General features: G+C 43.4%; 17 protein-coding genes and 1 pseudogene. 8 read left to right on the forward strand and 10 right to left on the reverse strand.

Translation table 11 applies throughout. The features are described from left to right. From DFP82_RS14810 to hppD, 4 genes and pseudogenes are all read right to left on the reverse strand, one after another. Nucleotides 1–158: pseudogene (locus DFP82_RS14810) on the reverse strand (Na+/H+ antiporter NhaC); the annotation flags it as partial. Nucleotides 159–216: 58 nt separating this feature from the next. After that, nucleotides 217–555, reverse strand: coding sequence for a 4a-hydroxytetrahydrobiopterin dehydratase (locus tag DFP82_RS06145; RefSeq protein ID WP_110922858.1), 339 nt, complete (start codon nt 553–555; stop codon nt 217–219). A gap of 107 nt (nt 556–662) precedes the next feature. Further along, on the reverse strand, nt 663–1,598 hold the full coding sequence (gene phhA, locus DFP82_RS06150) for a phenylalanine 4-monooxygenase (protein WP_110922859.1): 936 nt from the start codon (nt 1,596–1,598) through the stop codon (nt 663–665). A 156-nt stretch (nt 1,599–1,754) separates the two neighbouring features. Beyond that, on the reverse strand, nt 1,755–2,855 hold the full coding sequence (gene hppD, locus DFP82_RS06155) for a 4-hydroxyphenylpyruvate dioxygenase (RefSeq protein WP_110922860.1): 1,101 nt from the start codon (nt 2,853–2,855) through the stop codon (nt 1,755–1,757). A 161-nt stretch (nt 2,856–3,016) separates the two neighbouring features. On the opposite strand from hppD, the gene DFP82_RS06160 reads away from it, so the two are divergent. The 5 genes from DFP82_RS06160 (at nt 3,017) to DFP82_RS06180 (ending at nt 8,857) form a co-directional block, all read left to right on the forward strand. Further along, nucleotides 3,017–3,946: a LysR family transcriptional regulator gene (locus DFP82_RS06160; RefSeq protein ID WP_110923089.1), complete on the forward strand. Its 930-nt coding sequence runs from the start codon at nt 3,017–3,019 to the stop codon at nt 3,944–3,946. A gap of 271 nt (nt 3,947–4,217) precedes the next feature. Further along, complete coding sequence (locus DFP82_RS06165) at nt 4,218–5,414, forward strand: amino acid aminotransferase (RefSeq protein ID WP_110922861.1); 1,197 nt, start codon at nt 4,218–4,220, stop codon at nt 5,412–5,414. Nucleotides 5,415–5,674: 260 nt separating this feature from the next. After that, nucleotides 5,675–6,964 carry a fumarylacetoacetase gene (gene fahA, locus DFP82_RS06170; protein ID WP_110922862.1) on the forward strand — a complete coding sequence of 430 codons (1,290 nt, stop codon included), beginning with the start codon at nt 5,675–5,677 and terminating at the stop codon, nt 6,962–6,964. A gap of 124 nt (nt 6,965–7,088) precedes the next feature. Next, nucleotides 7,089–7,664: a VOC family protein gene (locus DFP82_RS06175; protein ID WP_110922863.1), complete on the forward strand. Its 576-nt coding sequence runs from the start codon at nt 7,089–7,091 to the stop codon at nt 7,662–7,664. Between the two features lie 140 nt (nt 7,665–7,804). Continuing rightward, nucleotides 7,805–8,857: a TRAP transporter substrate-binding protein gene (locus DFP82_RS06180; RefSeq protein ID WP_110922864.1), complete on the forward strand. Its 1,053-nt coding sequence runs from the start codon at nt 7,805–7,807 to the stop codon at nt 8,855–8,857. Nucleotides 8,858–8,936: 79 nt separating this feature from the next. Here DFP82_RS06180 and DFP82_RS06185 read toward each other — a convergent pair whose 3' ends face one another. Next, nucleotides 8,937–9,785 (reverse strand): IclR family transcriptional regulator, encoded by an 849-nt coding sequence (locus DFP82_RS06185; RefSeq protein ID WP_110922865.1) that lies wholly within the window; start codon nt 9,783–9,785, stop codon nt 8,937–8,939. 165 nt (nt 9,786–9,950) lie between these two features. Here DFP82_RS06185 and maiA point away from each other — a divergent pair, with 165 nt between their 5' ends. Together maiA and DFP82_RS06195 are read left to right on the forward strand one after the other, a co-directional pair. After that, complete coding sequence (gene maiA, locus DFP82_RS06190; protein WP_220034722.1) at nt 9,951–10,598, forward strand: maleylacetoacetate isomerase; 648 nt, start codon at nt 9,951–9,953, stop codon at nt 10,596–10,598. Between the two features lie 210 nt (nt 10,599–10,808). Beyond that, nucleotides 10,809–11,990 carry an acyl-CoA dehydrogenase family protein gene (locus DFP82_RS06195; RefSeq protein WP_110922867.1) on the forward strand — a complete coding sequence of 394 codons (1,182 nt, stop codon included), beginning with the start codon at nt 10,809–10,811 and terminating at the stop codon, nt 11,988–11,990. Between the two features lie 283 nt (nt 11,991–12,273). Here DFP82_RS06195 and DFP82_RS06200 read toward each other — a convergent pair whose 3' ends face one another. From DFP82_RS06200 to DFP82_RS06210, 3 genes are all read right to left on the reverse strand, one after another. Then, nucleotides 12,274–17,631 (reverse strand): YadA-like family protein, encoded by a 5,358-nt coding sequence (locus DFP82_RS06200; protein ID WP_110922868.1) that lies wholly within the window; start codon nt 17,629–17,631, stop codon nt 12,274–12,276. Between the two features lie 520 nt (nt 17,632–18,151). Continuing rightward, the gene (locus DFP82_RS06205; RefSeq protein ID WP_110922869.1) at nt 18,152–19,789 is read right to left on the reverse strand and encodes an ATP-binding protein; all 1,638 of its coding nucleotides are present in this window, start codon (nt 19,787–19,789) and stop codon (nt 18,152–18,154) included. Between the two features lie 14 nt (nt 19,790–19,803). Beyond that, a complete protein-coding gene (locus tag DFP82_RS06210) occupies nt 19,804–20,490 on the reverse strand; it encodes a response regulator transcription factor (RefSeq protein ID WP_110922870.1) in 687 nt (228 codons plus the stop codon). Nucleotides 20,491–20,727: 237 nt separating this feature from the next. Between DFP82_RS06210 and DFP82_RS06215 the strand changes: the two genes are divergently transcribed. Continuing rightward, complete coding sequence (locus DFP82_RS06215; RefSeq protein WP_110922871.1) at nt 20,728–21,279, forward strand: Spy/CpxP family protein refolding chaperone; 552 nt, start codon at nt 20,728–20,730, stop codon at nt 21,277–21,279. A gap of 109 nt (nt 21,280–21,388) precedes the next feature. On the opposite strand, the gene DFP82_RS06220 is transcribed toward DFP82_RS06215, so the two are convergent. Then, nucleotides 21,389–22,273, reverse strand: coding sequence for an exonuclease domain-containing protein (locus DFP82_RS06220; RefSeq protein WP_181416257.1), 885 nt, complete (start codon nt 22,271–22,273; stop codon nt 21,389–21,391). 53 nt (nt 22,274–22,326) lie between these two features. Then, entirely contained in the window at nt 22,327–23,898 is a 1,572-nt protein-coding gene (locus DFP82_RS06225; protein WP_110922873.1) for a hypothetical protein, read from the reverse strand. Nucleotides 23,899–23,915 lie beyond the last annotated feature (17 nt).

Below are 23,915 nucleotides of genomic sequence, written 5' to 3' on the forward strand. Positions count from 1 at the left end.
AAGGCGCCAATGCCTAATAAGACACAGATGGCGAGTATCAATGAGAGATGCGGCACCCAACCAAAGCCGATCATGGTAACACCCATGATGGCGATAACGATGGCTGATATGATGAAGGCTTGCTGAGGGGAGATATGGGTGAGAATTCTTGGAGGCATCACACATCCTTATGTTGCCAGTTAAATTTAGTTTTCGAATTGACGAGTCGTTTTACGCTCAATCTAGCAAGCGATCGGTCTTAGCCGCCATGACAAAATCATTGCGATGTAGACCTTTGATACTATGCGACCACCAAGTGACGGTCACCTTGCCCCACTCTACCAGCATGCCCGGATGATGCCCCTCTGCTTCTGCAATGTCTGCCAACTGATTGGCAAATGCCATTGCCGTGACGAAGTTTTTGAATTTATATTGACGTTGTAATTGCTTGATACCATCCACTTCAATCAACGACCAATCAGGAATCTGCTGCAACAGCTCATGCGCCTTAGCATCGTCGACTTTCGGTGCGCCGATACGACAAGCTTCGCAGCTGTCTTGTGATAATGTCGTCATTATTATGTCCTTTTATATTAATTAAGAAATGTACGTCCATGTTGACGCTTATACTTCACTACTTCATTTTATATCGTATAAAAACTATCTTTAACACCATAAATCAATCAGGCATTTTTTATAGGATAACTTGGCTCAAACAGACCCATTGACATGGCCTTTTTGACCACTCCCATGATATCGCTATCGACGATGTCAAATAGCGTATCCAAATCATCAATCACATAGTAAATTGGTTGGATATGGTCGATTCGATAAGGGGTGCGGAGTACGTCGAGTAAATCAAACGCACGATGCTCTGGTTGGCGCTCTACTTGATGTAGGCTTTCACCTTGCTGATCAGAATGCTCTCTAAGCGCATAGACTGTTTCAGATGGTGAGCTTAAAATGCCGCCGCCATAGATTCGGCGATTATCTTGAGTTTGTCCGACCAGACCAAACTCGATGGTAAACCAGTAGAGCCGTGCCAGAAACCATCTTTCTTCTTTGCTGGCATTCAGACCCAACTTGCCATACGTCTCATTAAATGTCGCAAACGCAGGATGTGTCAACAGTGGGCAATGTCCGACGATTTCATGAAAGATATCAGGCTCTTCGATATAGTCCATGTCATCGAATCGACGAATAAAAGTCGCCACAGGAAACGATTTGTTGGCCAGTAATTTGAAGAATTTTCCAAAGCTGATTAAGGCAGGAACAGCAGCCGTTTGCCAGCCAGTGGTCGCTTGCAGAACGTCGTCGATATCATGCAGTTGTGGAATGCGACTGGGGGGCAAATTCAGCTTTTTCAAGCCTTCTAGATATGCAGGACAAGCGCGATTGGGTATATGCTGAGCTTGACGCGCTAGCAACGCTTGCCACATCGCATTCTCATCATCACTATAGTGAATATGACCATTACTATCTGGCTGGTGCGAGATATACGGCTGTTTTTTATTCGTCGCGTTAGGACGACTGGGCGCATCGTCGCTTTGCTTGTTAGTTGCAACGCTATTGGTACCGATGGCTGTATTGAGAGGGTCTATATGTGATAGGCGTTCCATGCCTGCATTCCTTTTATCGCAATCCGTACGTTACCTTTGCACTTGTGACATTTGTACTCGTGCTTTTAAGTAACGTACCTATTGAAGAGTACATGAGGACAAGCCAAACTCCTTTTGTCTTGTCCAGTTGTTGAATTTTTTGAGTGTAGAGTGGTTTTATGGTGTTTCAGTCTCTGGCTGACCAACCGTGCCGCGACGTACTTGATCGCGTTCTATCGACTCAAACAATGCCTTAAAATTACCTTCACCAAAGCCGTCTTCATAATCGCCTTTGCGTTGGATAAACTCAAAAAACACTGGGCTACCTAAGATGGTTTCAGAAAAAATCTGGAGCAGTAGACGCGGTGTGCCACCTTCAGTCGTGCCATCTAATAAAATGCCACGCGTTTGCAATTCAGCCACATTTTCGCCATGGTTTGGCAAGCGCTCACTCAACATTTCATAGTAAGCAGCAGTTGGTGCGGTCATGAGCGGAATGCCAGCCGCTTTTAGCTTATCGATACTGGCAAATAAATCGTCGCAAGCCAGCGCAATATGTTGGATGCCTTCGCCATTGAAATGCATCAAATACTCTTCGATTTGGCCACCGCCCTGTTTGGCTTCTTCATTTAGCGGAATACGAATTTTGCCATCAGGAGCCGTCATGGCTTTACTGGTCAGCCCTGTGTATTCACCTTTGATATCAAAGAAACGGATTTCACGGAAATTAAAGATGCGCTCATAAAAGTTTGCCCAATACGCCATACGCCCACGGTAGACGTTATGGGTTAAATGGTCGATGACTTTGAAACCATACCCGACAGGGTTTCTATCGATGTCTGCAAAAAACTCAAAATCGACATCATAGATAGACTCGCCATCTTTATAACGGTCAATCAAATAAATCAATGAACCACCAATGCCTTTGATAGCAGGTAGTCTCAGCTCCATCACGCCAGTTGGCACCTCTACTGGCTGCGCGCCCATTTCGATAGCACGCTCATAAGCTTTTTGGGAGTTTTGTACGCGAAAACCCATACTACAAGCACCAGCACCATGCTCTTCAACGAAGTAACTGGCTTGGCTTTTTGGCTCACGGTTTAGGATAAGATTGATGTCACCTTGACGGTATAGCGCAACGTCCTTTGAGCGATGGTTGGCCACATGTGTAAAGCCAAGCTGTTTGAACAATGCCTCGACAGCATCAGGTTGAGGTGAGGCGAATTCAACAAAATCAAACCCATTCAGGCCCATTGGGTTTTCAAATAAATCTGCCATTGTAATCATCCTTAATTTCAATTGGTGGTAAAAAGTCGGTTAGTAGTAAAAGTCCATAAAACGATTGATAATCAATCTTTATTGTTGACGTTGTATTTATATTAGATTAGGTTTATTTATAAGACTAATTGTTTTTTATGATTTATTTATCAGGTTTACTTATGAATATCAGCATTCGCCAACTCACCGCATTTATCCAAGTCGCTGACAATGGCAGTTTCACTCGTGCCAGCGATCAGATGCATTTGACACAATCTGCCGTTAGTGGTTTGATTAAAGAATTAGAGTCTAGCCTCGGTATCGTGTTATTCGACCGTACGACGCGCCAGCTGTCTTTGTCCGCAGTCGGACGGCATCTATTGCCACAAGCACGGCGCATCTTGAATGAGATGCAACTGTTTGAAAATGAAGCGAGTAGCTTGACCAGCCTAGCGCAAGGTCAAGTGCGACTGGCCGTTTCCCAGTTCGCAGCTTCCTCTATGCCAGCAGTGATCGCTCAGTTTGCCAAAAAACATCCCGAGATTAGCGTGTCGTTGGTAGATTGCTCTGCAGAGAACTTACTGAGACATATCCAAGATATCGAAGTAGATTTAGGAGTCGGTACCGAGCTTGACTTTACGGAGACGGAGGATAACATCAGGGCAGATTTGTTATATCAGTTGCCATTTTGCGTGGTCATGCCAGATAGCCATGCATTGGCACAAAAGAGTGAAATTACATGGCAGGATTTATTAGACATTCCACTCATCACGCTGCAAGGGCCATTTATAGAGCAAGTGACCGCGGAACTGGACGAGCGTATCACCACTCATATCCAGCAAGCGCGCTATAAAGTCAATTTTATGTCCACGGCGCTTGAGATGACCCGTCAAGGATTTGGCATTACGCTGTGCCTGCCCTACATGCCCGAAGTTATCGACTGGGTAAGTGCCAACGGTTTACAAATGCGACCACTGGCACAGCCTGTTAGAATGCGTCAGTTCTTTATCTATCAACGGGCGTCTCGTGCTTTGTCACCAGCGACCATCGCGTTTAAGATGTTTTTGCAAACGTATTTTTCGAGCCACTTTAACGATTTACAGCGTATTTGAGTATTATTGTTGGGCGACTCAGAAAATGAGCAAGGTAAAGCAAATGATAAGATGACGCAGATAATATCGAAACGCTAACTGGCTATTTGATGCTGTTTGGCAAGATTTGATCATTTTTAACCCATCTAGCTGGCCATTGATTGAGTTGAGGGCATTCCTTCGTTAATTATTTTATAAATTCACCAGAATAACTGAATCTGATATTGAGTTAACGGCCGATTTGCTCTATTCTTTTTAACGCCTCAATTTATATCTCTTGTAAGGAAAAAAAATGTTTGAACGTATCGATTATTATGCGGGTGATCCAATCCTAGGATTGATGGACAAGTTTGCAGCAGACAACAACCCGGATAAAGTAAATTTAGGCGTGGGCGTCTATTATGATGAGGATGGCAAGTTGCCAGTACTCGAGTGTGTAAAAATCGCTGAGCAGCGTATTGCAGACCCAGTATCTCCTCGTCCATACTTACCGATGGCTGGCTTACCAGGACACCGTAAAGGCTGTCAAGAATTGCTGTTTGGTAAAGACGCTCAAATCTTAAAAGACGATTTGGTTGCGACCATCGCGACTATCGGCGGTTCTGGTGCGTTGAAAGTAGGTGCAGAGTTCATGCATCAATGGTTCCCACAAGCCAAGTGCTACGTGAGTGATCCAACGTGGGGCAACCACATTGCTATCTTTGAAGGCTCTGATGTTGAAGTCGGTAAATATCCGTACTACGACAAAACAACTAGTAGCATCAAATTTGACGAGATGATTGCGTTTTTTGAAACGTTGAACAAAAACGACGTCATATTATTACACCCTTGCTGCCACAACCCAACCGGTATGGACTTGACCCGTGAGCAGTGGGATACCGTGCTAAACGTCATCCAAGCTCGTGAATTGATTCCATTCATGGACATTGCTTACCAAGGTTTTGGCGAAGACATGGACAGCGATGCTTACGCTATCCGTAAAGCCGTAGATATGGGGCTGCCACTATTTGTGAGCAACTCATTCTCTAAAAACTTATCGCTATACGGTGAGCGTGTCGGCGGTCTATCTGTCGTTTGCCCAACAGCAGATGAAGCCAAACGCGTCTTCGGTCAGCTAAATGCGACTGTACGCCGCATCTACTCAAGCCCACCATCACATGGTGGTCGTGTCGTCGATATCGTGATGAATGACGAAGTATTACATGAGCAATGGGTTGGTGAAGTTTACGCGATGCGTGACCGTATCAAATCTATGCGTACCAAGCTAAAGTCAGTATTAGAAGCTAAAATCCCTGGTCGTAGCTTTGATTACTTGACCGATCAAAACGGTATGTTCAGCTTTACTGGTCTCACTCCTGAGCAAGTCGAACAGCTACAAACCAAGTTTGGTATCTACATGGTATCTAACTCGCGTATGTGTGTTGCGGGCTTGAACAGCAGCAATATCGATTATGTTGCCAATGCGATGGTTGAAGTCTTAAAAGACTGATTTAATCACGCATTAAAAACGTAACCTAGTAAAAAACAGATACCAATAAAAAAGGCTGAGCGATTGCTCAGCCTTTTTTTGTGTGCAGTATTTAGGGCATGCCCTAGTCAAAACCATGTAGTCAAAACAACGGTAATAACTTTTCAAAGAAGCTTTTCACGAAAGACATTGCACAAAAAACTTGCAATCGATATATCAATAAATTACATTATACGTAAGTAGTTAATTATAACGTAATTAATATTAGCAAGGAGCAAACCATGTCAACGATTGACAATACTCTCACCTCATTTATCAATATCGCCTCTGACTCTGACTTTTCTATTCACAATCTTCCTTATGGCATTTTTAGCGATACCAAAAGTGGCAAACACCGCGCTGGTGTTGCTATCGGTGAGCACGTGCTTGATTTGTCTGTATTAGAGACAGAAGGGCTATTAAGTTTGAATGGTGGTCCTTATTTTAACCAATCTACTCTAAATGCTTTTATCGACTCAGGTCGAGACAACTGGACGCAGGCACGTCAAACCATTCAAACGCTACTGTCCAGCGACAATGCTACCTTACGTGACAATGCAGACTTACAGAAAAAGGCGCTGTTTAAACAAGCAGACGTCACCATGCATTTGCCTGTACGAGTGCCTGGATTTACAGACTTCTACTCTTCTAAAGAACATGCGACCAACGTCGGCACCATGTTCCGTGATCCAAACAACGCCCTACTGCCTAACTGGAACGAAATGCCCGTCGGCTATAACGGACGTGCCAGCACTGTCATCGTGAGCGGAACGGATATCGTACGCCCATCAGGCCAGCTAAAACCCAATCCTGATGACCGTCCTATTTTTTCTGCCTGTAAGCGCTTGGATTTTGAGTTAGAGACTGCCTTTGTCGTTGGTAAAGGCAATCATATCGGTCAACCAATCGCGGTGGATGATGCCTCTGATCATATCTTTGGTATGGTTTTGCTCAATGATTGGTCAGCCCGGGACATACAAAAGTGGGAATACGTGCCATTAGGTCCATTTAATGCCAAAACCTTTGCGTCTGAAGTTTCCCCTTGGATTATCACTATGGATGCATTGGCGCCGTTTAAAACAGCTTGTCCAGCACAAGAACCCAAGCCGCTGGCTTACCTCAATGAAAAATCGAGTGATAACAGCTTTGATATCCATCTGTCCGTTGAGTTACTACCTAAAGATGCAGAAAAAGCGACGGTCATTTGCGAGACCAATTTTAAATATATGTATTGGTCAATGGCACAGCAGCTCACCCACCACACCATCACTGGCTGCAAAGTTGAAGTCGGCGACATGATGGGCTCAGGCACGATTTCAGGGCCAACGCCTGACTCTTATGGCTCGATGCTAGAGATTGCTTGGAACGCTACCAAACCAGTCACGCTAAAAGGCGGCGAGACGCGCAGTTTTATCGAAGATGGTGACACGGTCATTATGAAAGGCTATAGCGAAAAAGATGGTATTCGTGTTGGATTTGGTGAAGTACGCGGCAAGATATTACCAGCGCTTAGCTTCGATTTTGATAAATAACAATCGTATATAAAAAAGGCGTAAAAGTATATTCAAACTGTCAGAAAATAATGACATACCGTCTATCAGCACTGGCAGTTTGTCTATTGATATTAACGACACGCCCTATCAAAAGGAGTTTGATATGAGCTTTACCATTGAAAAAATTCATCATGTGGCTTATCGCTGCAAAGATGCCAAAGAAACCGTTGAATGGTATCAAGAACACCTAAACATGGATTTCATCTTAGCCTTCGCAGAAGACCATGTGCCTTCAACCAAAGCCTTTGACCCTTATATGCATGTCTTCTTGAATGCTGGTAGTGGCAATGTATTGGCTTTCTTTGAAGTACCCAATCAACCTGAGATGGGTTTTGATCCAAACACCCCAAATTGGGTGCAGCATTTGGCGCTAAAGGTCAAAGACCGTAATGAGCTACTGATAGCCAAAGCGCATTTAGAACAAGGTGGCATTGACGTCATTGGCGTGACCAATCACGGTATTTTTCACTCTATTTACTTCTTTGATCCCAATGGGCATCGCCTCGAGCTGACCTATGATGATCCGACCTCAGAAGACAAAGTCTCGATGATTACAGACGCCATCAAGCAAGACATGCTAGATGAGTGGTCTCGTACCAAACGCGCGCCAGCACATACGCAGTTTTTGCACAGTGACGAATTGGCTGAAGCAAGAGAAATCGCGCCTGTCGGTGAGTAACTGCCCTATCATTTTATTTGCTACCTTTTTTCATATGACTGATTAATTATCGCTTTAAGCCTAAAAGTGATGATTAACGACACGCCTTAGGTATCAATAGGTAGCGAACCATGCCCTAACCATCATGAAAGGATTCTATGATGAAAGTAAAAACCCCTCTAGGAATACTCTTGGCTGCCTCGCTTGCAATGAGTGGCTGCTCCAATAACGACCAATCGGTCAGCACATCTACGGATACAGGTGAAGTGACGACGTTGCGATTCTCGCATTTTATGACTGCCACTGACAACATAAACACCGAAGCATTGGAACCTTGGGCAAAGAAAATTGAAGCGGAATCAAAAGGCCGATTAAAGGTTGAGATATACCCTTCTGCGACGCTCAGCAAACCAGGGTCTACTTATGATGCTACAGCGAAAGGTAGTGTGGATATTGGTATGCAAGCGCAAGGATATACAGCAGGACGATTCCCTTTGACTCAAATCGTAGAGTTGCCAGGCATCACAAATACTGCACAGCAGCAGAGCTGTATACTTCATAAGCTATATGATGAAGGTGTCATTAAAGATGAATACGAAGACACTCATTTGCTCGCTTTGATAGGGACTGGTCAAGGTGCGCTTCATACAGTTGATAAGCCGATTCGCACGCCAGCCGATATGAAAGGTCTACGTATTCGCCAACCTTCTGCGGTTGCTAGCCACATCATCGAAGCGACTGGCGCCGCACCTGTCGGCATGCCTGCCAGCGATACTTATACCTCTCTTCAGCGCGGCGTCATTGATGGGCTTAGTTTTACTTGGCAGCCTATCCAAGCTTTTCGCCTTGATGAGCTAATCAATACGCACACCAACATTCCTTTTTACAATTCCACCTTCGTTATCAGTATGAATAAAGATAAATATAACAGTTTGCCTGATGACCTCAAAAAAGTGATTGATGACAATTCTGGTGCAGAGCTGGCAGCGCATATCTCTAAGGTATTTGACGTCAGTAATGCCAAAGCGATGGCCGCCGCCAAAGCAAAAGGCGATATTATGATTGACATCCCTGATCCACTCAATGACCCGGATTGGAGAGGCCCATTAATAGAAGGCTCTCAACATTACCTTGATGAAGTCAATGCGACTGGCCTAGACGCTGACAACGTATACGAGAAGGCAAAAGCGGCCAGTAACGCCTGTATGGTTTAGAGGATAAATATCATTAGATGATGTTCGAAAATAAATCTTTTGATGCGATAGCCAGTTAGCTTATAGCACAAAATACTGGCTATGCTAGTTGATAACGCTGTGCTATCGCTAATATTTGTTCGACCACATGATGTTGCTCGCTCATCGGTAACTGCTCTGTGGTTCCGATGACCGTAATGGCATACTCTAATGGCAAGCTCTGAGTAGCTGATTCAACGGTAACCGTAGACTGACTGGTGATATCATCTGTCTGCTGAGGTACGATAATAGGAATGGTAATGGCATTAATACCCATCACCATATCACCCGTGACAGTTGCATAGCCATGGGTACGAATGTTGGCTTGTAGTTGAGTAAAGTTCCGCCACTGTTCTACTTTAGCTGTTTCATCGCTTGTATGCCATTCAGCCATCACTAGTGGTTGGATAATCGCGTCAGATTGATAACTGGCAAACAGCTGACCTGTCGCCGACGTCGTCAGTGGCATACGTGAACCAATGCGAGTAATGATACTGATTGGACTGTCTGGCTCAACAGATTGAATAATGATAGGGCCTTCGCTGAACCATTTGGCAATTTGCACCCCGCAGTTGAAGATATCTTTGATCTCATTGGCCGCATGAGTCAGTCGCTCCAAGATGTTATTTGAACTGACCCCGTTATGACTAAGTGCATTGACTCGAATACCTAGTCCATAGCGCCCATCGTTTAGCTGCCGAGCGTAATTTTTGCGGATGAGGCTAACCATATACCGGTGACACTTTGCTGGATGCATTTGCATGGCTTCAGCGATGTCCTTTAGCATCATAGGTTCATTGCGGTCGATAAGCACATCTAGTATCGACAGCCCAATCTCAAGTGACTGTACCCCACCTTGGTTTTTATTGGTGGTAGCAGATTTGTCTATAAGGTTTTCAGCTGCTGGCATGGCTTGCTCGATTAATGATTTGTTAGGTTAATTCAAATAAACATCATTGAAATAAAGACTTAATATCAAGATACTTATATTAATTGCATTAAATAAGAATGCTATAACGAATTATAACTGCTTATTTCACTCACAACATACCATAATAAAAGGGAATTCATAATGATGGCACTCTATGGCTACTTTCGTAGTAGCACCTCTTACCGTACTCGTATTGCGATGAACCTAAAGAGCCTGGATTATGACTACATCGCGGTCAACTTGGCTCAAGACGAGCAATTAGAAAGCGCATTTAAATTACTCAATCCACAAGGGTTGGTGCCTGTCTTACAAGCCGACGATTTATTACTTTATCAAAGCCCCGCTATCTTGGAATGGTTAGAGGATATTTATCCTGACAACCCACTATTGCCTAAAGATGCGTCTGGACGCATGCAAGTACGTGCCATTAGCGCCATGATTGGCTGCGACATTCACCCCCTTAATAACCGCCGTATCTTGCAATATTTGCGTAATGAGCTTTCGGTAGACGAGGAAGATGTCATTACATGGTGTAATCGCTGGATAACGGAAGGTTTTGCCGCTTTGGAAAAAATACTAGCAAAAGATAAAACTCGTGGGAAATTTTGCTACGGTGACAACCCTACGCTTGCAGATTGCTATCTCATTCCGCAAGTCGCTTCTGCTCGCCGCTTCAAAGTAGATCTCAGCGCTTATCCCAATATTATAGAAATTGATGCACATTGCCGCAGGCTAAAAGCCTTTACAGATGCAGATCCTATGGTGCAGCCTGATGCCCCAAAGTCTCAATAAGTTGCTAAAGATGACTAATCAATATCGTTACATCCCTTCTAATCATTCATCTTTCAATACAATATGGCATATATGCAAATTATTGATTATATAGTGAGCAACTGTTGAATATTTTTGATAAAATACTTTATATGTCAAATATAGAATTAATTAAAATTCATTGATTATAAATAATTACACTGTTTTATCAATTATAAAAGGTTGGGGATAATGGACGATAACACTTCGCTAAACAAGACAGACCTTCTACCTTCTGACGCAGCTACTGAGATTTTTCCATTAGCTATATCCGCTAGAGAGGATACTGAAGCCGCTAGAAAAATTGCACCGACCGTGGTCAAGCAGCTTTCAGAATCCGCCTTGTTTAGAATGGGGTTGCCAAAATCACTGGGAGGATGGGAAGGCAATCCTGTAGAAACCTTGAAAGTATATGAGACCTTAGCCAGTGCTGAATCTTCAGTGGCTTGGATCGTTTGGAATAACCATTTAGCGTGTACGTTTGGCAGGTTTTTAGACGAGTCTAGTATGAAAGAGATATACAACGACCCCTCCCACGTTTATGCCAACTCAGCCCGCCCCGAGGGCGTTGCCACAGTGGTCGATAATGGCTATATGGTATCTGGTCGATGGACACTAGTATCTGGATGTGAATTGGCGGATTGGTTTGTGCTGCGCTGTTTGGTGGTCTCAGAAGGATCTCCAACCACTCTGGGGCCAGGAGCAAATCTAAAACTGTTTTTTATTCCAAAGACAGAAGTAGAAGTCATTGATACGTGGAATGTTGGCGGATTGAATGGCACAGGCAGTCACGACATAGTCATCAAAGATGCCTTTGTAAAAGAAGCTTACGCTGTTGGGTTTGATAGCCCTGTCGCTATCGATAATGCTTATAGTCGCTTACCTATTGGTTGTATCAATGCAGCAGGTTGTGCCGCCATGTCTCTAGGTGTATTAAAGGCCGCAATGGACGACCTGATTGACATGTGTCTTGAGAGAGTCACGCCTGGTAAGAGTCCAGATCTACGCGACCGTGCAACCGTACAAGCTGCCATCGCAAAGAGTACAACTCTATTAGCATCTAGGCGCTTACAGTTACATAATAGCGTCGAGACATTGTGGGACGAATCACAGCAACAGAACACCTTTACCGATGTGCAACTTGCGGATGTCTGGGCAGCGTCGTGCGAGGCCGCAAGAGAAGCCCGAGCGATGGTATCTGAAATTTATGCGGTGGCTGGCACTGCTTCATTGTATAAACAGCATAGAATAGAAAGAGCGCATAGAGACATTCATGCGATTTTGCAACACGGCATTGTGCAGCCTCATTGGATGAATCAAGCTGGCATGGCTTATGTTGGATTAACACCAAATGCTGCGATGTTTAGAGTATAGTCAAACCCATACAAATCCGCTACATTGTCATCCTCGCTAAACATACTAACGTATAGCTTGCACTCGGCTTCCTTGTATCGAAATTGTTTGAACTCAACTATATGAATGTGACTTCTATAATAGGTACTAGCGCTTGTACAACATAAGGTACAAGCGCTTTTTATTGCTTAGAATTTACTGCTTAATAATTGTGTATAATACCTATTATTTACCCGTAAAAAAGCAAGACATTCGATGTCTTGCTTTTTTATATTTGATTGACAATCATAATTGAACGACCTCTTTAATCAAAATGGAAGCCTGCGCCAATCGCGCCGCCTGCATTGCCCTGAGTATCTGCGGTACCATTTATCTTCATGACCCAACGGCCATCATTTGATAATTTGGAAAAACCAACAGCAACCGCGCTTTCTCCATTATACGTACCGACACCACCACTAATCATTGACTTGCCTGCAATATAAGCTTGCGGTAATGAAGACATCGCCATTGCTGCTGAAATACCAGCGTTAGCATTCTCTTCGACTTCACCAATTTTATAGCCTAGATCGCTCATATTGTTATTTAGTCTACTATCTAGCGCACTCAGTTGGCTGTAGTTGACCGCATCTGTCGCTTCGACACCATCAGCGACACCTGTTATGCGCTGATTACCAGCATATAGACCTTGAGTAGTCATGCTTGGGCCATCTTGCATGCTGATGCCACTACTATTGATAACCGTCGTACCCACTGTGACACTATCAACACTGATGTTACCGTTTAAATCAAACTTGATACTACTGCCCTCTGCGGTAGTGGTTATGTTATTACCACCTGTAAAGCTTAGGACACTACCGTCTCCAACTGGCTTGTTGATATTAGCGCCACTGTCTGCACCAAAATTGAGTCCAGCATCAAGCTTGTCCGTGTTGGTTTTAATGTTCGTGGTGTTAGTCATAATATTGCTAGTGTTCGTAGCGATATTAGTTGTATTGGTAGTGATATTACTAGTATTCGTAGCGATATCATTTGTATTGGTAGAAATATTGGTTGTGTTAGTGGCAATGTTCGTGGTGTTGACCTGCACATTTTCATTGATTTCAATGGTGCCTTGTCTGATAGAAGCAATCGCACCATCTATATTGCCCTCACCTGTTCCACCGATATTACTGTTGGTGAATGTACCACTCTCAGAATTGTAGACAGTGTCACCACCGATAATGCTACTGATACCACTCCCTTGTGCATAAAGCTGGCTACCGTTTACAGCATCCTGGCTTTCTGCCGAAACTTCACCATTTTGGACGTTGGTGATTTTGTTATCAGCGGCATCAATGCCATTTTTCGTGATGCTTGGACCACCTGTAATGGTCAACCCATTGTCATTCATAATGGTATCACCAGTGGTTACACTATCTAAGATGATATCTGGGTTTAGATCAAAGCTAATATCATTAGCATTGGTAGGTATTGCTGCATCTTGTAGTCCCGTACTAGCAGCAAAGGCAGTGGCATCATTCACTGATGTTCTAGATACTTTGATATTACCATCTCTACTGTTCAGATCGAGAGCATCTCCTTGTTTGACCATGGTAGCAATATCACCTTGAGCCGTAACTCCCCACCCTTGATCTAAGGCAATAGTCACTTCTTTTAATTGCCCAACATTTACAGCATCTGTATCTAGCACACCTTCCCCAACGTTGCGGATAGTGTTGCCTCCATTGTCTAAGCCACGGCTACTCAATGAGACCTGTGAGACCATTCTACCTAAGCCATTATTAACGAAGGTAAAGCCTGCATCACTCATGATGCTATTACCTACTTGCATACTGCCAGTGTCCCCTAGGTCTAGCTGATTATTTAGCTTGACCTGAACACCGGTCTCAGAAGCAATAGTAGTCAGATTGCTATCACCTGTGACATTGATAGTATCACCCAATGCAAATTGCTGATCATTGTCGCTATTGCCATCACCTATTTTGATACCTTTAGCAATTTCATTATTGGTCGTTGTGAGCTGTGCAAAGTTGACGGCATCACTTGGTGCAATTCCTTCAGCGACTTTGATAATTCTATTATTACCATTATCAAGCCCTTCATTGCTAAGCGTAATGGTCTGATTAGGGCCATCAGTGATGGTTATGCCTGCATTATTCAGTACCGTGTTTTCCATTCTCACGCTACCATTTTTACCAAGTACTACATCTTCAGCCAATCTAACGTTTAGATTGCCTTCATCATCAGCGATGACACCGATATTGTTCTCAGTTAATTCTGTTGCGCCGCCTTGAACCGTCAATGTCTGACCTAGTTTGCGATTAACGACAACTGCGGTATCATCTCCGATAAAGTTCAAACCCAAGTCAACGGTGCTATTGGTTGTATTTAACTGGCCAACATTGACAGCATCTGTATCTTCCTCACCATCATCTACGTTAGTGATTTTATTCCCGCCGTTATTGAGACCACTATTGCTTAGGCTAACTGTACTGCCGCCAAGGAAGCTGACACCACCCGTGTTTAGCAATGTATCGCCTGTAGTAACGCTAGTGAAAACAACTTCATCTGCTGTCGCCACTTTAATACCACCGTTCTCAGCGGTGAGAACGATGTTATCACCTGTGAGGAAATTGGCCGCGCTGTCAGTTTGATCAAGCGTTTTTACCTCAGCGCCATCTATTTGAGTAATGACCGTCTGCATGGCACTGTCAGCTTTCATTAAGCTGGCTTTGCTGGCTTCACTCAAGTCAACTGCATAGTCGGTCGTATTAGTCGCCATGTCTTTGTCACTTGCGGTAACCGTGACGGCTGAAGAGCCTGCTGAGGTAGTCGCGCCATTGGCATTGACTGTGTAAACGTCTTGCCCTGTGACACTATCGGTTGAAAAATCGACACTAGATACGTTGGTTCCTTTGACAACCTTGGTTCTAGCAGCGGCAGATGAACTGTTGAGCTGACTAACATTGACGGCGTCGCCTAATGCGCTACCATCCGCTACATTGGTGATTCGATTACCACCATTATTGAGGCCACTGCTGCTCAATCTGACGGTACTGCCACCAAGGAAGCTGATACCAGCTGTGTTTAGCAATGTATCCCCTGTAGTGACGCTAGTGAAAGCAACTTCATCTGCTGTCGCCACTTTAATACCACCGTTCTCAGCGGTGAGAACGATGTTATCACCTGTGAGGAAATTGGCGGTATTGTCAGTTTTATTGAGTGTTTTGACATCAGTACTATCTATTTGAGTAATGACATTCTGTATAGCGCTATCTGCCACATTTGATACATCTTCTAATTGACCAAAATTCACTGCATCAAGAGTAGTTGTGCCCGCCTCGACGTTTGTGATTTTCTTATTAGCAGCATCAATACCACCACTCTTAGTGACACTTGGACCACCAATAATATTGACACCATCACTGGATATAAGAGTTGTAGATAAAGGTGAGGATACTGCAATACCTAAACCACTAACAGTAGTGTTGAGCAGTGCATTACCTGTTTTAAGGCCCAGTTTATTAACGGTCGTAACAGGTCCCAGTCCAAAAGGTGAGCTACTACCCATTTTGACGCTACCATAATGACCTAGATCAAGGTTGTCATTGAGTTCAACTTCGATTTTGCCATTATTTACTCGTGTGTCGATATTGTTATTAGAGCCAACCACCTCGACTGCTTGTCCCAGTGGCTTAGATACAGTGTTGCCATCAGCAGCTTTTAATGCAAATCCCAAGTCAGACACATCAGTAATCGCTTTGTTCAAGTCGCCGATGTTCGCAGCGTTGGATGCTGTTGTACCACCACTTGCCACACCTTTGATCTGTTGATGATTTGCATTGATACCCGTTGCCGTGAATTTTGGACCGCCTGCAATAGTGAGCCCATTGGCATTCAGTAAACTAGCACCTGTCGAGACACTATCTAAACCTGTGACGTCTTTTGCCAGTTTAAGAGTCAAAGTATCAGATCCATCAGCAACCACACCGATATTGTTGTTATTAGACAGCTTTGCACTATCTGTCTCGCCACCTTTTACAATGAGCTGTTCACCGAGTTTACGGTTGATAGGAGTACCAGTATCACCGCCGAAATCCATACCTTTATCAAGTGTGCTGTTGATACCGTTTTGCAAACCCTTTAGCTGCGCGACATTCACTGCATCACTATTACTGGTGCCCGCTGCAACGTTGACAATCTGACGGTTACCGCCTTCTGACCCAGTACCAACTGATACAGCGCCGAGTGTCACACTTTTTGTCGCAATAATGGCATTTTCATCGATGAACAAAGTCCCTATTGGCACAAATCCAGTGGCTCCGCCTGCGACATTAGCAATAGATTTTGATCCCAGTGCCACTCCATTTTGGGTAGCAGATTGAGCACCTGCACCAAGTGCTAACGCGCCTTTTTCGGTAGCAGAAGACGCCACACCGAATGCGGATGAGGCGGTTTCAGAAGCGCTAGCATGTGTACCTATCGCTGTCGCAAGATGACCTTCTGTACGGGCTTTAACACCGATTGCTATGGAAGCCGCACCACCCGATTCGGTATGTCCAGCATAGGGGTCGCTTAGATCCAATAAATCTCGACCAGCATATTCGTTAAATGCGGTATTTACTGTCCCACTATTCAGAGTGGTGTCAGTGATAGTCCCGTCGAGATTGTATATCGATGCTAGGTTTAGATCGTCTCCACCGATGGCAATAGAAGAGCCACCTCGTGAGACGACATTTGCGCCGATAGCAATAGATTGTTCACCACTCGCCATCGTCTGTTGCCCAGATTCCGAGCTACCAATCGCAATGGTTTGACTGCCAGTTGCTTTTGCGTTGCCGCCCATGGCCATAGCGTTATAGCCTATTGCCCCACCATTGTTTACGTTACCGCTAGCGGTTGAATTTACGCTATAGTATTTGGTTTTATTCGCTGCTACTGTGTTGCTTAAGCTATGCAGTTGCGAGCCATTAACCGCCTCTTTGCTACTAGCACTAATCAAACCACTATCTACGTTAACGATTTTTTTATGACCAGCATTGATACCAGTAGATGAAATGACAACGCCGCCATTGAAGATCGCACTTTCTAGATCGGTTAGATTTTTTGCCAGTTTGATGGTTAAGGTATCACTTCCATCAGCCACCACACCTATGTTATTGCCGCTAGCAAGCTTGGTGGTATCAGCTTCGCCACCTTTAATATTTAACGTTTTGCCGTGTTTTCGTATGATGGTGCCACCAGTATCACCATCAAATTTCAGGCCATTATTGCCATTATTGCCATTATTGCCATTATTGCCATTATTGCCATTATTGCCATTATTGCCATTGTTATTATGACCATAACCGTTACCATTTCCATGGCTTTCGTGGCCATAACCATTTCCGTTGCCATGGCTTTGGTGACCCGTAATATGAATGATATTGGAATGATTGACCTCAGCATTTGCTTGCACGCCAAAGCCAGCCGCAAGCAGCCCAAGCCCTATCGCGCTCAAGCGCAAGGTATGAATAGAAGACAGGTTAGATGTTGTATTGATGGTAGCATTAGCGCTCACACTAGATTTGGAAGACTTACCACGCCCCTTCGCATACTCACCGACTGCGGTAAAGCAACTTAAGGCTTCATTCCAGATGACTTTATAAATGCGGTTCATGACATGTACTCCCTTACAGAATGGTTAGAATTAAAAACCAAAGACAAGATCCATCTTGTAGAGAGTTGTTATGACGAAATAAAATGATTTATGAGCTTATAGCAATGAGGCCTTTATGGGTTATTGTTTGTGTTAATCATTGAAAAATAAGACATTTTATTTCTTGAAATCTTTATTACTCTCTGTATATATTAGTATTACCGAATATATACAGAGAGACAATGCCGTTTGTCTTGACTTTAATACCGACTGTCTTATATATGTCGAAAAATGAATATAAAGAATGGTATGAAATCATAAAAAAATACAATTGTCTACTTTTTTCTCTAAAAATATGCTCTTATCGATATATCAAAGATATAAGATAAGAGCGTATTTACTATGCTAGTAATAGTCGATCCAGGGTGTTTATGGATTTAGAATTTAACTATAGATAATACAAATGAGAGCATTATAGAAATTTAAAATAAGTAAGCATCACACTGTACTCAAGTTATATAGAATTGATTAAAATGACTTCTCAACCCTCTTTAGATCCTATCGGCAATACTATTTGTACCACCAACCCTTGTATTCCGTCTTTGCGATTATAAGTATGGATATAGCCCTTATGGGCGGTCACTACTGCATGAACGATGGCCAGTCCTAGCCCATAACCACCCGTTTCACGATGCCGCGCAGAGTCCAGCCGTACAAATGGTTGAAAAATACGCTCTAAATCCTTTTCTGCCACACCGCCGCCTTCGTCCGTTATGCTGATCTGAATCGCAGGTGTCTTATCCTCTGTCTCTACTTCTTTAATTTCAGCAATGACTTTGGAACTAGGAGCAGTATGCATAAAGGCATTGCGAATAATATTTTCAAGGGCACTATGCAGCTGTTCTTGATTGCCTAACACTGTCAAAGAAGTTGTTGATGCTGCTAATAGTGCAGAATCGGGCGATTGCCATTGCCATTGCACGTCTTTATTTTGAAACTCGAAACAGACGTCTTGCCCAATCTCACTGATAATTTCAGCAATATCGACCGTGTCGTTTTCTAAGTTGTCGATGGTATATTGCTGCATTTGCAGTGACTGGATATGAATGATTTGTTCAATTAACTCATTCATTCGTGCTGACTCTTTGTCTATGCGGTCTAGATAGCGACTGGCATTAGGGGCAAAATCTCGAGTCAGCTCAGTCGCGACATCCAGACGTGCCAATGGCGAACGCAGTTCGTGCGAGATGTCACTCAACATCTGCTTGCGTGCCAGCTCGCTTTCAGCCAATCGTGTTGACAGCTTGACCACATCATTAGCAAGTAAACCCAATTCGTCATCTCCCATTTTCGATAAATTTGGATGGGCTTGATAGTCACCATCAATCATACGGTGCACGGTGTTTTGTACACGGCGAATACGCTGAGTCATCGTACGACTGAGCCAAATACAAACCAAGATACTAAAGATAATAATCAATAACAGACGTATGGGAAAATTACTATGCTGCAGCTCCACTACGTCAGAAAAACGCAAATGCGGACGCAACTGTATAATAACGGTTTGTTCATCTGGTAGAGCCACAGTCACATCGGCCAGTTCAGGACGATTCTCAGAATCAGCTATCGTCGCGCTACTCGGAATCATAGGCGGCAAAAGATAGCTTAATGCCGATGGTTGAGCATTCAGCATATCTTTATCACGTCTAGGCTGTATTGGCAGCTTTGGCTCTAGTGATGGTGGCTCTGTTGCCTGCTGACCCTCTGGTCTACTTTTTGGTCTTGGCTCCTCTCCCTCTCCATCACGATAATAGTCTGGCTCTATCGCCTGCTGACCATATGGCCTAAGTTCCGGCCTCAGCTCATCCCTATCGCGATAACGCGGAAATATAATGGCACCTTGCTCATCATAGACTCTAATTTGATTCATCAGCCATCGGTCTTGATGGTACATCTGCTTGACGGCTGTCAAGTCGCCAGCTTCTAGTGCCGTAACCATCTCTTGACGCTTAGTCAATAACGTATCGACCTGCACATCCATAAGAGCGGTGAGCGCTTTTTCACTCAACCAACGCTCTACCATGACCGATAAGATAGAAGTGATAAGGATGGTGACTAATAGGCTCAAAAACAGCCGCCAAAACAGGGTGATTCGCACCTTAAATTTAGGAGTATTCATCGATGATTCCATTATTAAAGTACTAGCTGATAACCTTTACCACGAACCGCTTTTATTGGCTCATCATGAAAAGGTTGAAGTTTTTTACGCAGGCGTGACACATGCACATCTAAGCTTCGGTCAAAAGGCTGAAGTTCACGTTGCAATACATGCTCTGATAGCCATTCTTTACTGACCACCTCGCCTTTTTGTTTGAGGAGCGCCACCAATAGATCAAACTCTGTACCCGTCACTTGCAACTCAATACCATCTATTTGACAAATTCGCTGATTTTGATCGAGATGCAAGCGACCTTCTGGTAATGGTGTGTGATCTGACACCGCCGCATTGGTGCGTTTAATCACTGCATTGATACGTGCCAGCAGCTCTCGAGGATTACAGGGTTTGGTAATATAATCATCAGCGCCAAGCTCTAGACCGATGATACGATCAATCTCCTCGCCTTTTGCTGTCAACATAATGACAGGGATATCAATAATATTCGGTAATTGGCGCAGTACGCTGAGCCCATCCATTTTTGGCATCATAATATCAAGCACTAGCAAATCATAAATAGGCACCTGAGTACTCGCCATTTTCAGTTTTTTTATGACTGCCTCACCATCATGAACGCAGTCACATTGGATGCCGTGATTGTGTAAGTACTCTTGTAATAATTGAGTCAACTCTTCGTCATCGTCGCCTAATAATATATTTGGCATATTTTTCTCCTTTAGCTTTGAATCGCTTTGTTATCTATATTATCAGGCAAGAGCTTATCGATTCGCTATAAACGTTACTTTTCTTAATACTTCATAAATGTTCGTAACCTTCAACTGTCGTAAGATAGCACCTATCAACAGCAGGTATTGTGTTTATCTACAGCACTTAAAAATAGTATTTGCTAGATGACCGTTTAATGTTTACTTAACCAAATCAATCAAATAAAAGGTATTGTTATGAAAAAATTACTATTGGGCTCAGTATTAGCATTGTCTAGCGTATTTACTGTCACAGCCTGTACCAGCGTCAATGCAAACACGGATACCACACCATCGGCCACTAAAATGCAAAAACAGCATAAAGCCGGTATGAAAAAGGGCGACATGAAAAAAGGTGGTATGAGAGGCCCATTGTCACAACTGGATCTGACCGAAGCACAACAAACACAAATTAAAGCCATCATGGAAGCGAAGCATGGCGATCGCAAAACAGAACGTGCACAACATCAGGCAGAACGTGCGCAAATGGATCAGCAGATTCAAGCATTGACCAATGCCCGCACATTGAATAGTGCTGCTGTAAACCGTCTGGCTGATCAACAAGCAGCAAAAGAGAAGCAACGCTTTATTGAACGTGTACAAACCCAGCATGCAATTGCTCAAGTATTGACTGCTGAGCAACGTGCCGAACTTGCACAAATGAAAGAAGAAAGAAAAAATGACAAAAAAGGTGATCGTGGTTCAGACCATCGTGAGCCACGTGGCGAACGTCCACAACCAGGCATGTAATAATCTACTCCGGAAAAGTATGATTTTTATCTAGCGACATAAGTTTTGAATAAAAAAGCGCCCCTATTTAATAGAGGCGCTTTTTTGTTTGCTAATATAAATATTTAAATCAATCTGATATTTTAATTAATTTCAAAAACTCTTTCTCTGCCAAAACCTTAATATCTATACCGCTCTGTATAAGCTCTTCTACTTTTCGATGCTTACTACTTTTTTCGTGGCCTGCCAGCAATGTTAAATCTTGAACACCAACCACGAGGTAATCTAGCTTTTTTGAAGCACCTGCTTTCACATTAAACCCATTCTTGGCTGCTATCTCAGCAATCTCTGCTCTACCAATACTCAAGTCTCCCGTAAAACAAATATTAAGTCCTGCGTATTGACCTGCTTCATCTCCAGTTTTGGTAATATTACGTGGATAACTCTTATTGTTTACACGTCGCTGTTGATGATAAATACGATTATATTCACTAGCTTCTACCCAATCACGGATCGATAGACTATTCTCTCTGAGGATAGTTACGGTGATAAATCCACATGCTTTAGCATCCTCTAAGGCATCGTGATGAGTGAATCGATAATTCCATTCTTTACATACATTCGCTAGATTATAACCTTGAACCGCAAAGCGCTGACAAGTCCTACGCACTAATACAGTCGCATCTACCCACTGTAGCTCTGGTACCGGTAACTTATGGTTGTCAAGACTTTGCCTTAAAGCTCTTTGGTCAAAATTCGTATAGCTAACAACAATATTTTCACCAATAAACTTCAGTATATTTCCATAGATGTCATGCATGGATGGGGCATCTTTCACCATACTGCTAGTAATACCATGCACTTCTATATTTTGACGACTGAAGGAGGTCTGAGGTGCAACTAAAGTGCAATAGGTATCAATCAACTTACCGTTTAAATATTTAGCCAACCCTATTTGGCAAATAGATCCTATATCACTATTTGCAGTTTCAACATCAATAGTCACAAAGTTCACTATATATTCCCTTATTTAATATAATTTCCCACACCACCCTCAATAGCATTAAACTATCTTTCAGCCATCAGTAACCTATCAAATACCATCTTGCCTATTGTCGTACCATTGCCATCACGATAATATTGCATCAGCTCACGACCATACTGTCGCGCATCAATACTATTACTGGCATTCGGCACTTGCACATCACTTGGCAAATTTGGGAATGCCATGTCTTTAGAGCTGATAGAAGAATATTGCTGCAAAGCGTCTATTACGATGCCGCCTGATTTATTATCAGCGGACTGATATTTGCTTGGGAACGCACTACGCGAATGCTGCCACTTGAGCTGACCACGTTTGTCAAACCCATACAGCTCTTGTACGGTCGTATTGTCTAATAATTCTGACTCTTCCGTCTCAGCATCCTTATTCATACTGTCTTTCAGCATTGCCAATACTTGCTGTACCAATGCTCTACTGGTCAATTTATCAGTCTCTGTGTCGCTTGCCTCATAAGAAGCATCACTATCTTGGACCAGTTCAGGATATTGCTTACTGATACGATCGTAGAAGATCTGCATATAATCTTGATAAAATTGCTCATAGCTCTCAGCACTTTGCACACGGCGAATCACTTGAGCACTTGCTTGCATAACTGGTAACTGATGTTCCGGTAATTTAGGAGACAGTGATGCCAGTGTATTGGGCGCGACATAATCAAACTGGCTAACAGGTGCCGCTTCAAAGGTACGGTCTAACGCCTCAAAATGGCTCTTTATCACCTCACTACCGAAACCTTTTGGTAGCGTACCATCGTCAATCGCTATCTTTAGCCACTTATTTCGCCACTTCGTACCGAGCTTGTCATCTAATAAATCTGAATTAAACATCGCAAAGTTATCTGCCCATAGGTAGATATCGCCGTTTTTGAAATCGATATAAATAGGCTGATTGATGCTACTGTAATGATTGCGCGCTTGGTACTGCACACTGGCGAGCATGGTAGCCTTGCCAGCCATTGGCTGATAGACACCTTGAGAGTTGATAGACAGCGGCTTTAATAGATAAGCATCTAGTAGCTTCGCTTTTTTCACGTCTACTGGTTTTGATTGCTCATCATAATTATCAAACAGCTGCTGGTACGATGCTGGCACGGTAATATCGCTATCATACTGACTGTCTACCCACGCTTCATAAGCATCTGAACATTCAAGGTAACTGTCTTTTAGCGTCGTTCTCTGAGCGTCATACTCCGTATCCAAAACATCTTTATTTTGCGTGTCGGCCTGAGAAATCAAGTCAGCATAAGCTTGATCGTGTGTGTCTTCGCAGTAATCATCTATATAACCTGACGTGACCGACTTTTCTTCTTTTGCATTGGCAATCTGCTGATCGTTGTTAATCTCAATATTGCCGTGGTAACTGAATGATTGGCGACGCTGTTTTTGTAACGCGGTTGCCAATGCTGTTTTGGCCGCGGTTGGCGTTTGCTGTGCCGTGATAGCCGTAGACTGGCCGAGACTAGTAGATTGACAACCTGTTAATAATAATGCGCCTGTTATGAATGCACTGGTGAATAAAGTGTGGCTTTTGAGCATTGACGGCAGACGACCTACGATGGCTTGTTGTACTGTTTTCATTTTTTGTCCTTAATAAA

Source organism: Psychrobacter fozii, assembly GCF_003217155.1.
Taxonomy (GTDB): Bacteria; Pseudomonadota; Gammaproteobacteria; order Pseudomonadales; family Moraxellaceae; genus Psychrobacter; species Psychrobacter fozii.

Bases quoted from the DNA above. Each gene is read 5' to 3' on its own strand.
- DFP82_RS06200 (WP_110922868.1), bottom strand. From the start codon at position 17,631: ATGAACCGCATTTATAAAGTCATCTGGAATGAAGCCTTAAGTTGCTTT.
- DFP82_RS06195 (WP_110922867.1), top strand. From the start codon at position 10,809: ATGGACGATAACACTTCGCTAAACAAGACAGACCTTCTACCTTCTGAC.
- DFP82_RS06205 (WP_110922869.1), bottom strand. From the start codon at position 19,789: ATGAATACTCCTAAATTTAAGGTGCGAATCACCCTGTTTTGGCGGCTG.
- maiA (WP_220034722.1), top strand. From the start codon at position 9,951: ATGGCACTCTATGGCTACTTTCGTAGTAGCACCTCTTACCGTACTCGT.
- DFP82_RS06225 (WP_110922873.1), bottom strand. From the start codon at position 23,898: ATGAAAACAGTACAACAAGCCATCGTAGGTCGTCTGCCGTCAATGCTC.
- DFP82_RS06175 (WP_110922863.1), top strand. From the start codon at position 7,089: ATGAGCTTTACCATTGAAAAAATTCATCATGTGGCTTATCGCTGCAAA.
- DFP82_RS06210 (WP_110922870.1), bottom strand. From the start codon at position 20,490: ATGCCAAATATATTATTAGGCGACGATGACGAAGAGTTGACTCAATTA.
- hppD (WP_110922860.1), bottom strand. From the start codon at position 2,855: ATGGCAGATTTATTTGAAAACCCAATGGGCCTGAATGGGTTTGATTTT.
- fahA (WP_110922862.1), top strand. From the start codon at position 5,675: ATGTCAACGATTGACAATACTCTCACCTCATTTATCAATATCGCCTCT.
- DFP82_RS06145 (WP_110922858.1), bottom strand. From the start codon at position 555: ATGACGACATTATCACAAGACAGCTGCGAAGCTTGTCGTATCGGCGCA.
- phhA (WP_110922859.1), bottom strand. From the start codon at position 1,598: ATGGAACGCCTATCACATATAGACCCTCTCAATACAGCCATCGGTACC.
- DFP82_RS06185 (WP_110922865.1), bottom strand. From the start codon at position 9,785: ATGCCAGCAGCTGAAAACCTTATAGACAAATCTGCTACCACCAATAAA.
- DFP82_RS06215 (WP_110922871.1), top strand. From the start codon at position 20,728: ATGAAAAAATTACTATTGGGCTCAGTATTAGCATTGTCTAGCGTATTT.
- DFP82_RS06165 (WP_110922861.1), top strand. From the start codon at position 4,218: ATGTTTGAACGTATCGATTATTATGCGGGTGATCCAATCCTAGGATTG.
- DFP82_RS06160 (WP_110923089.1), top strand. From the start codon at position 3,017: ATGAATATCAGCATTCGCCAACTCACCGCATTTATCCAAGTCGCTGAC.
- DFP82_RS06180 (WP_110922864.1), top strand. From the start codon at position 7,805: ATGAAAGTAAAAACCCCTCTAGGAATACTCTTGGCTGCCTCGCTTGCA.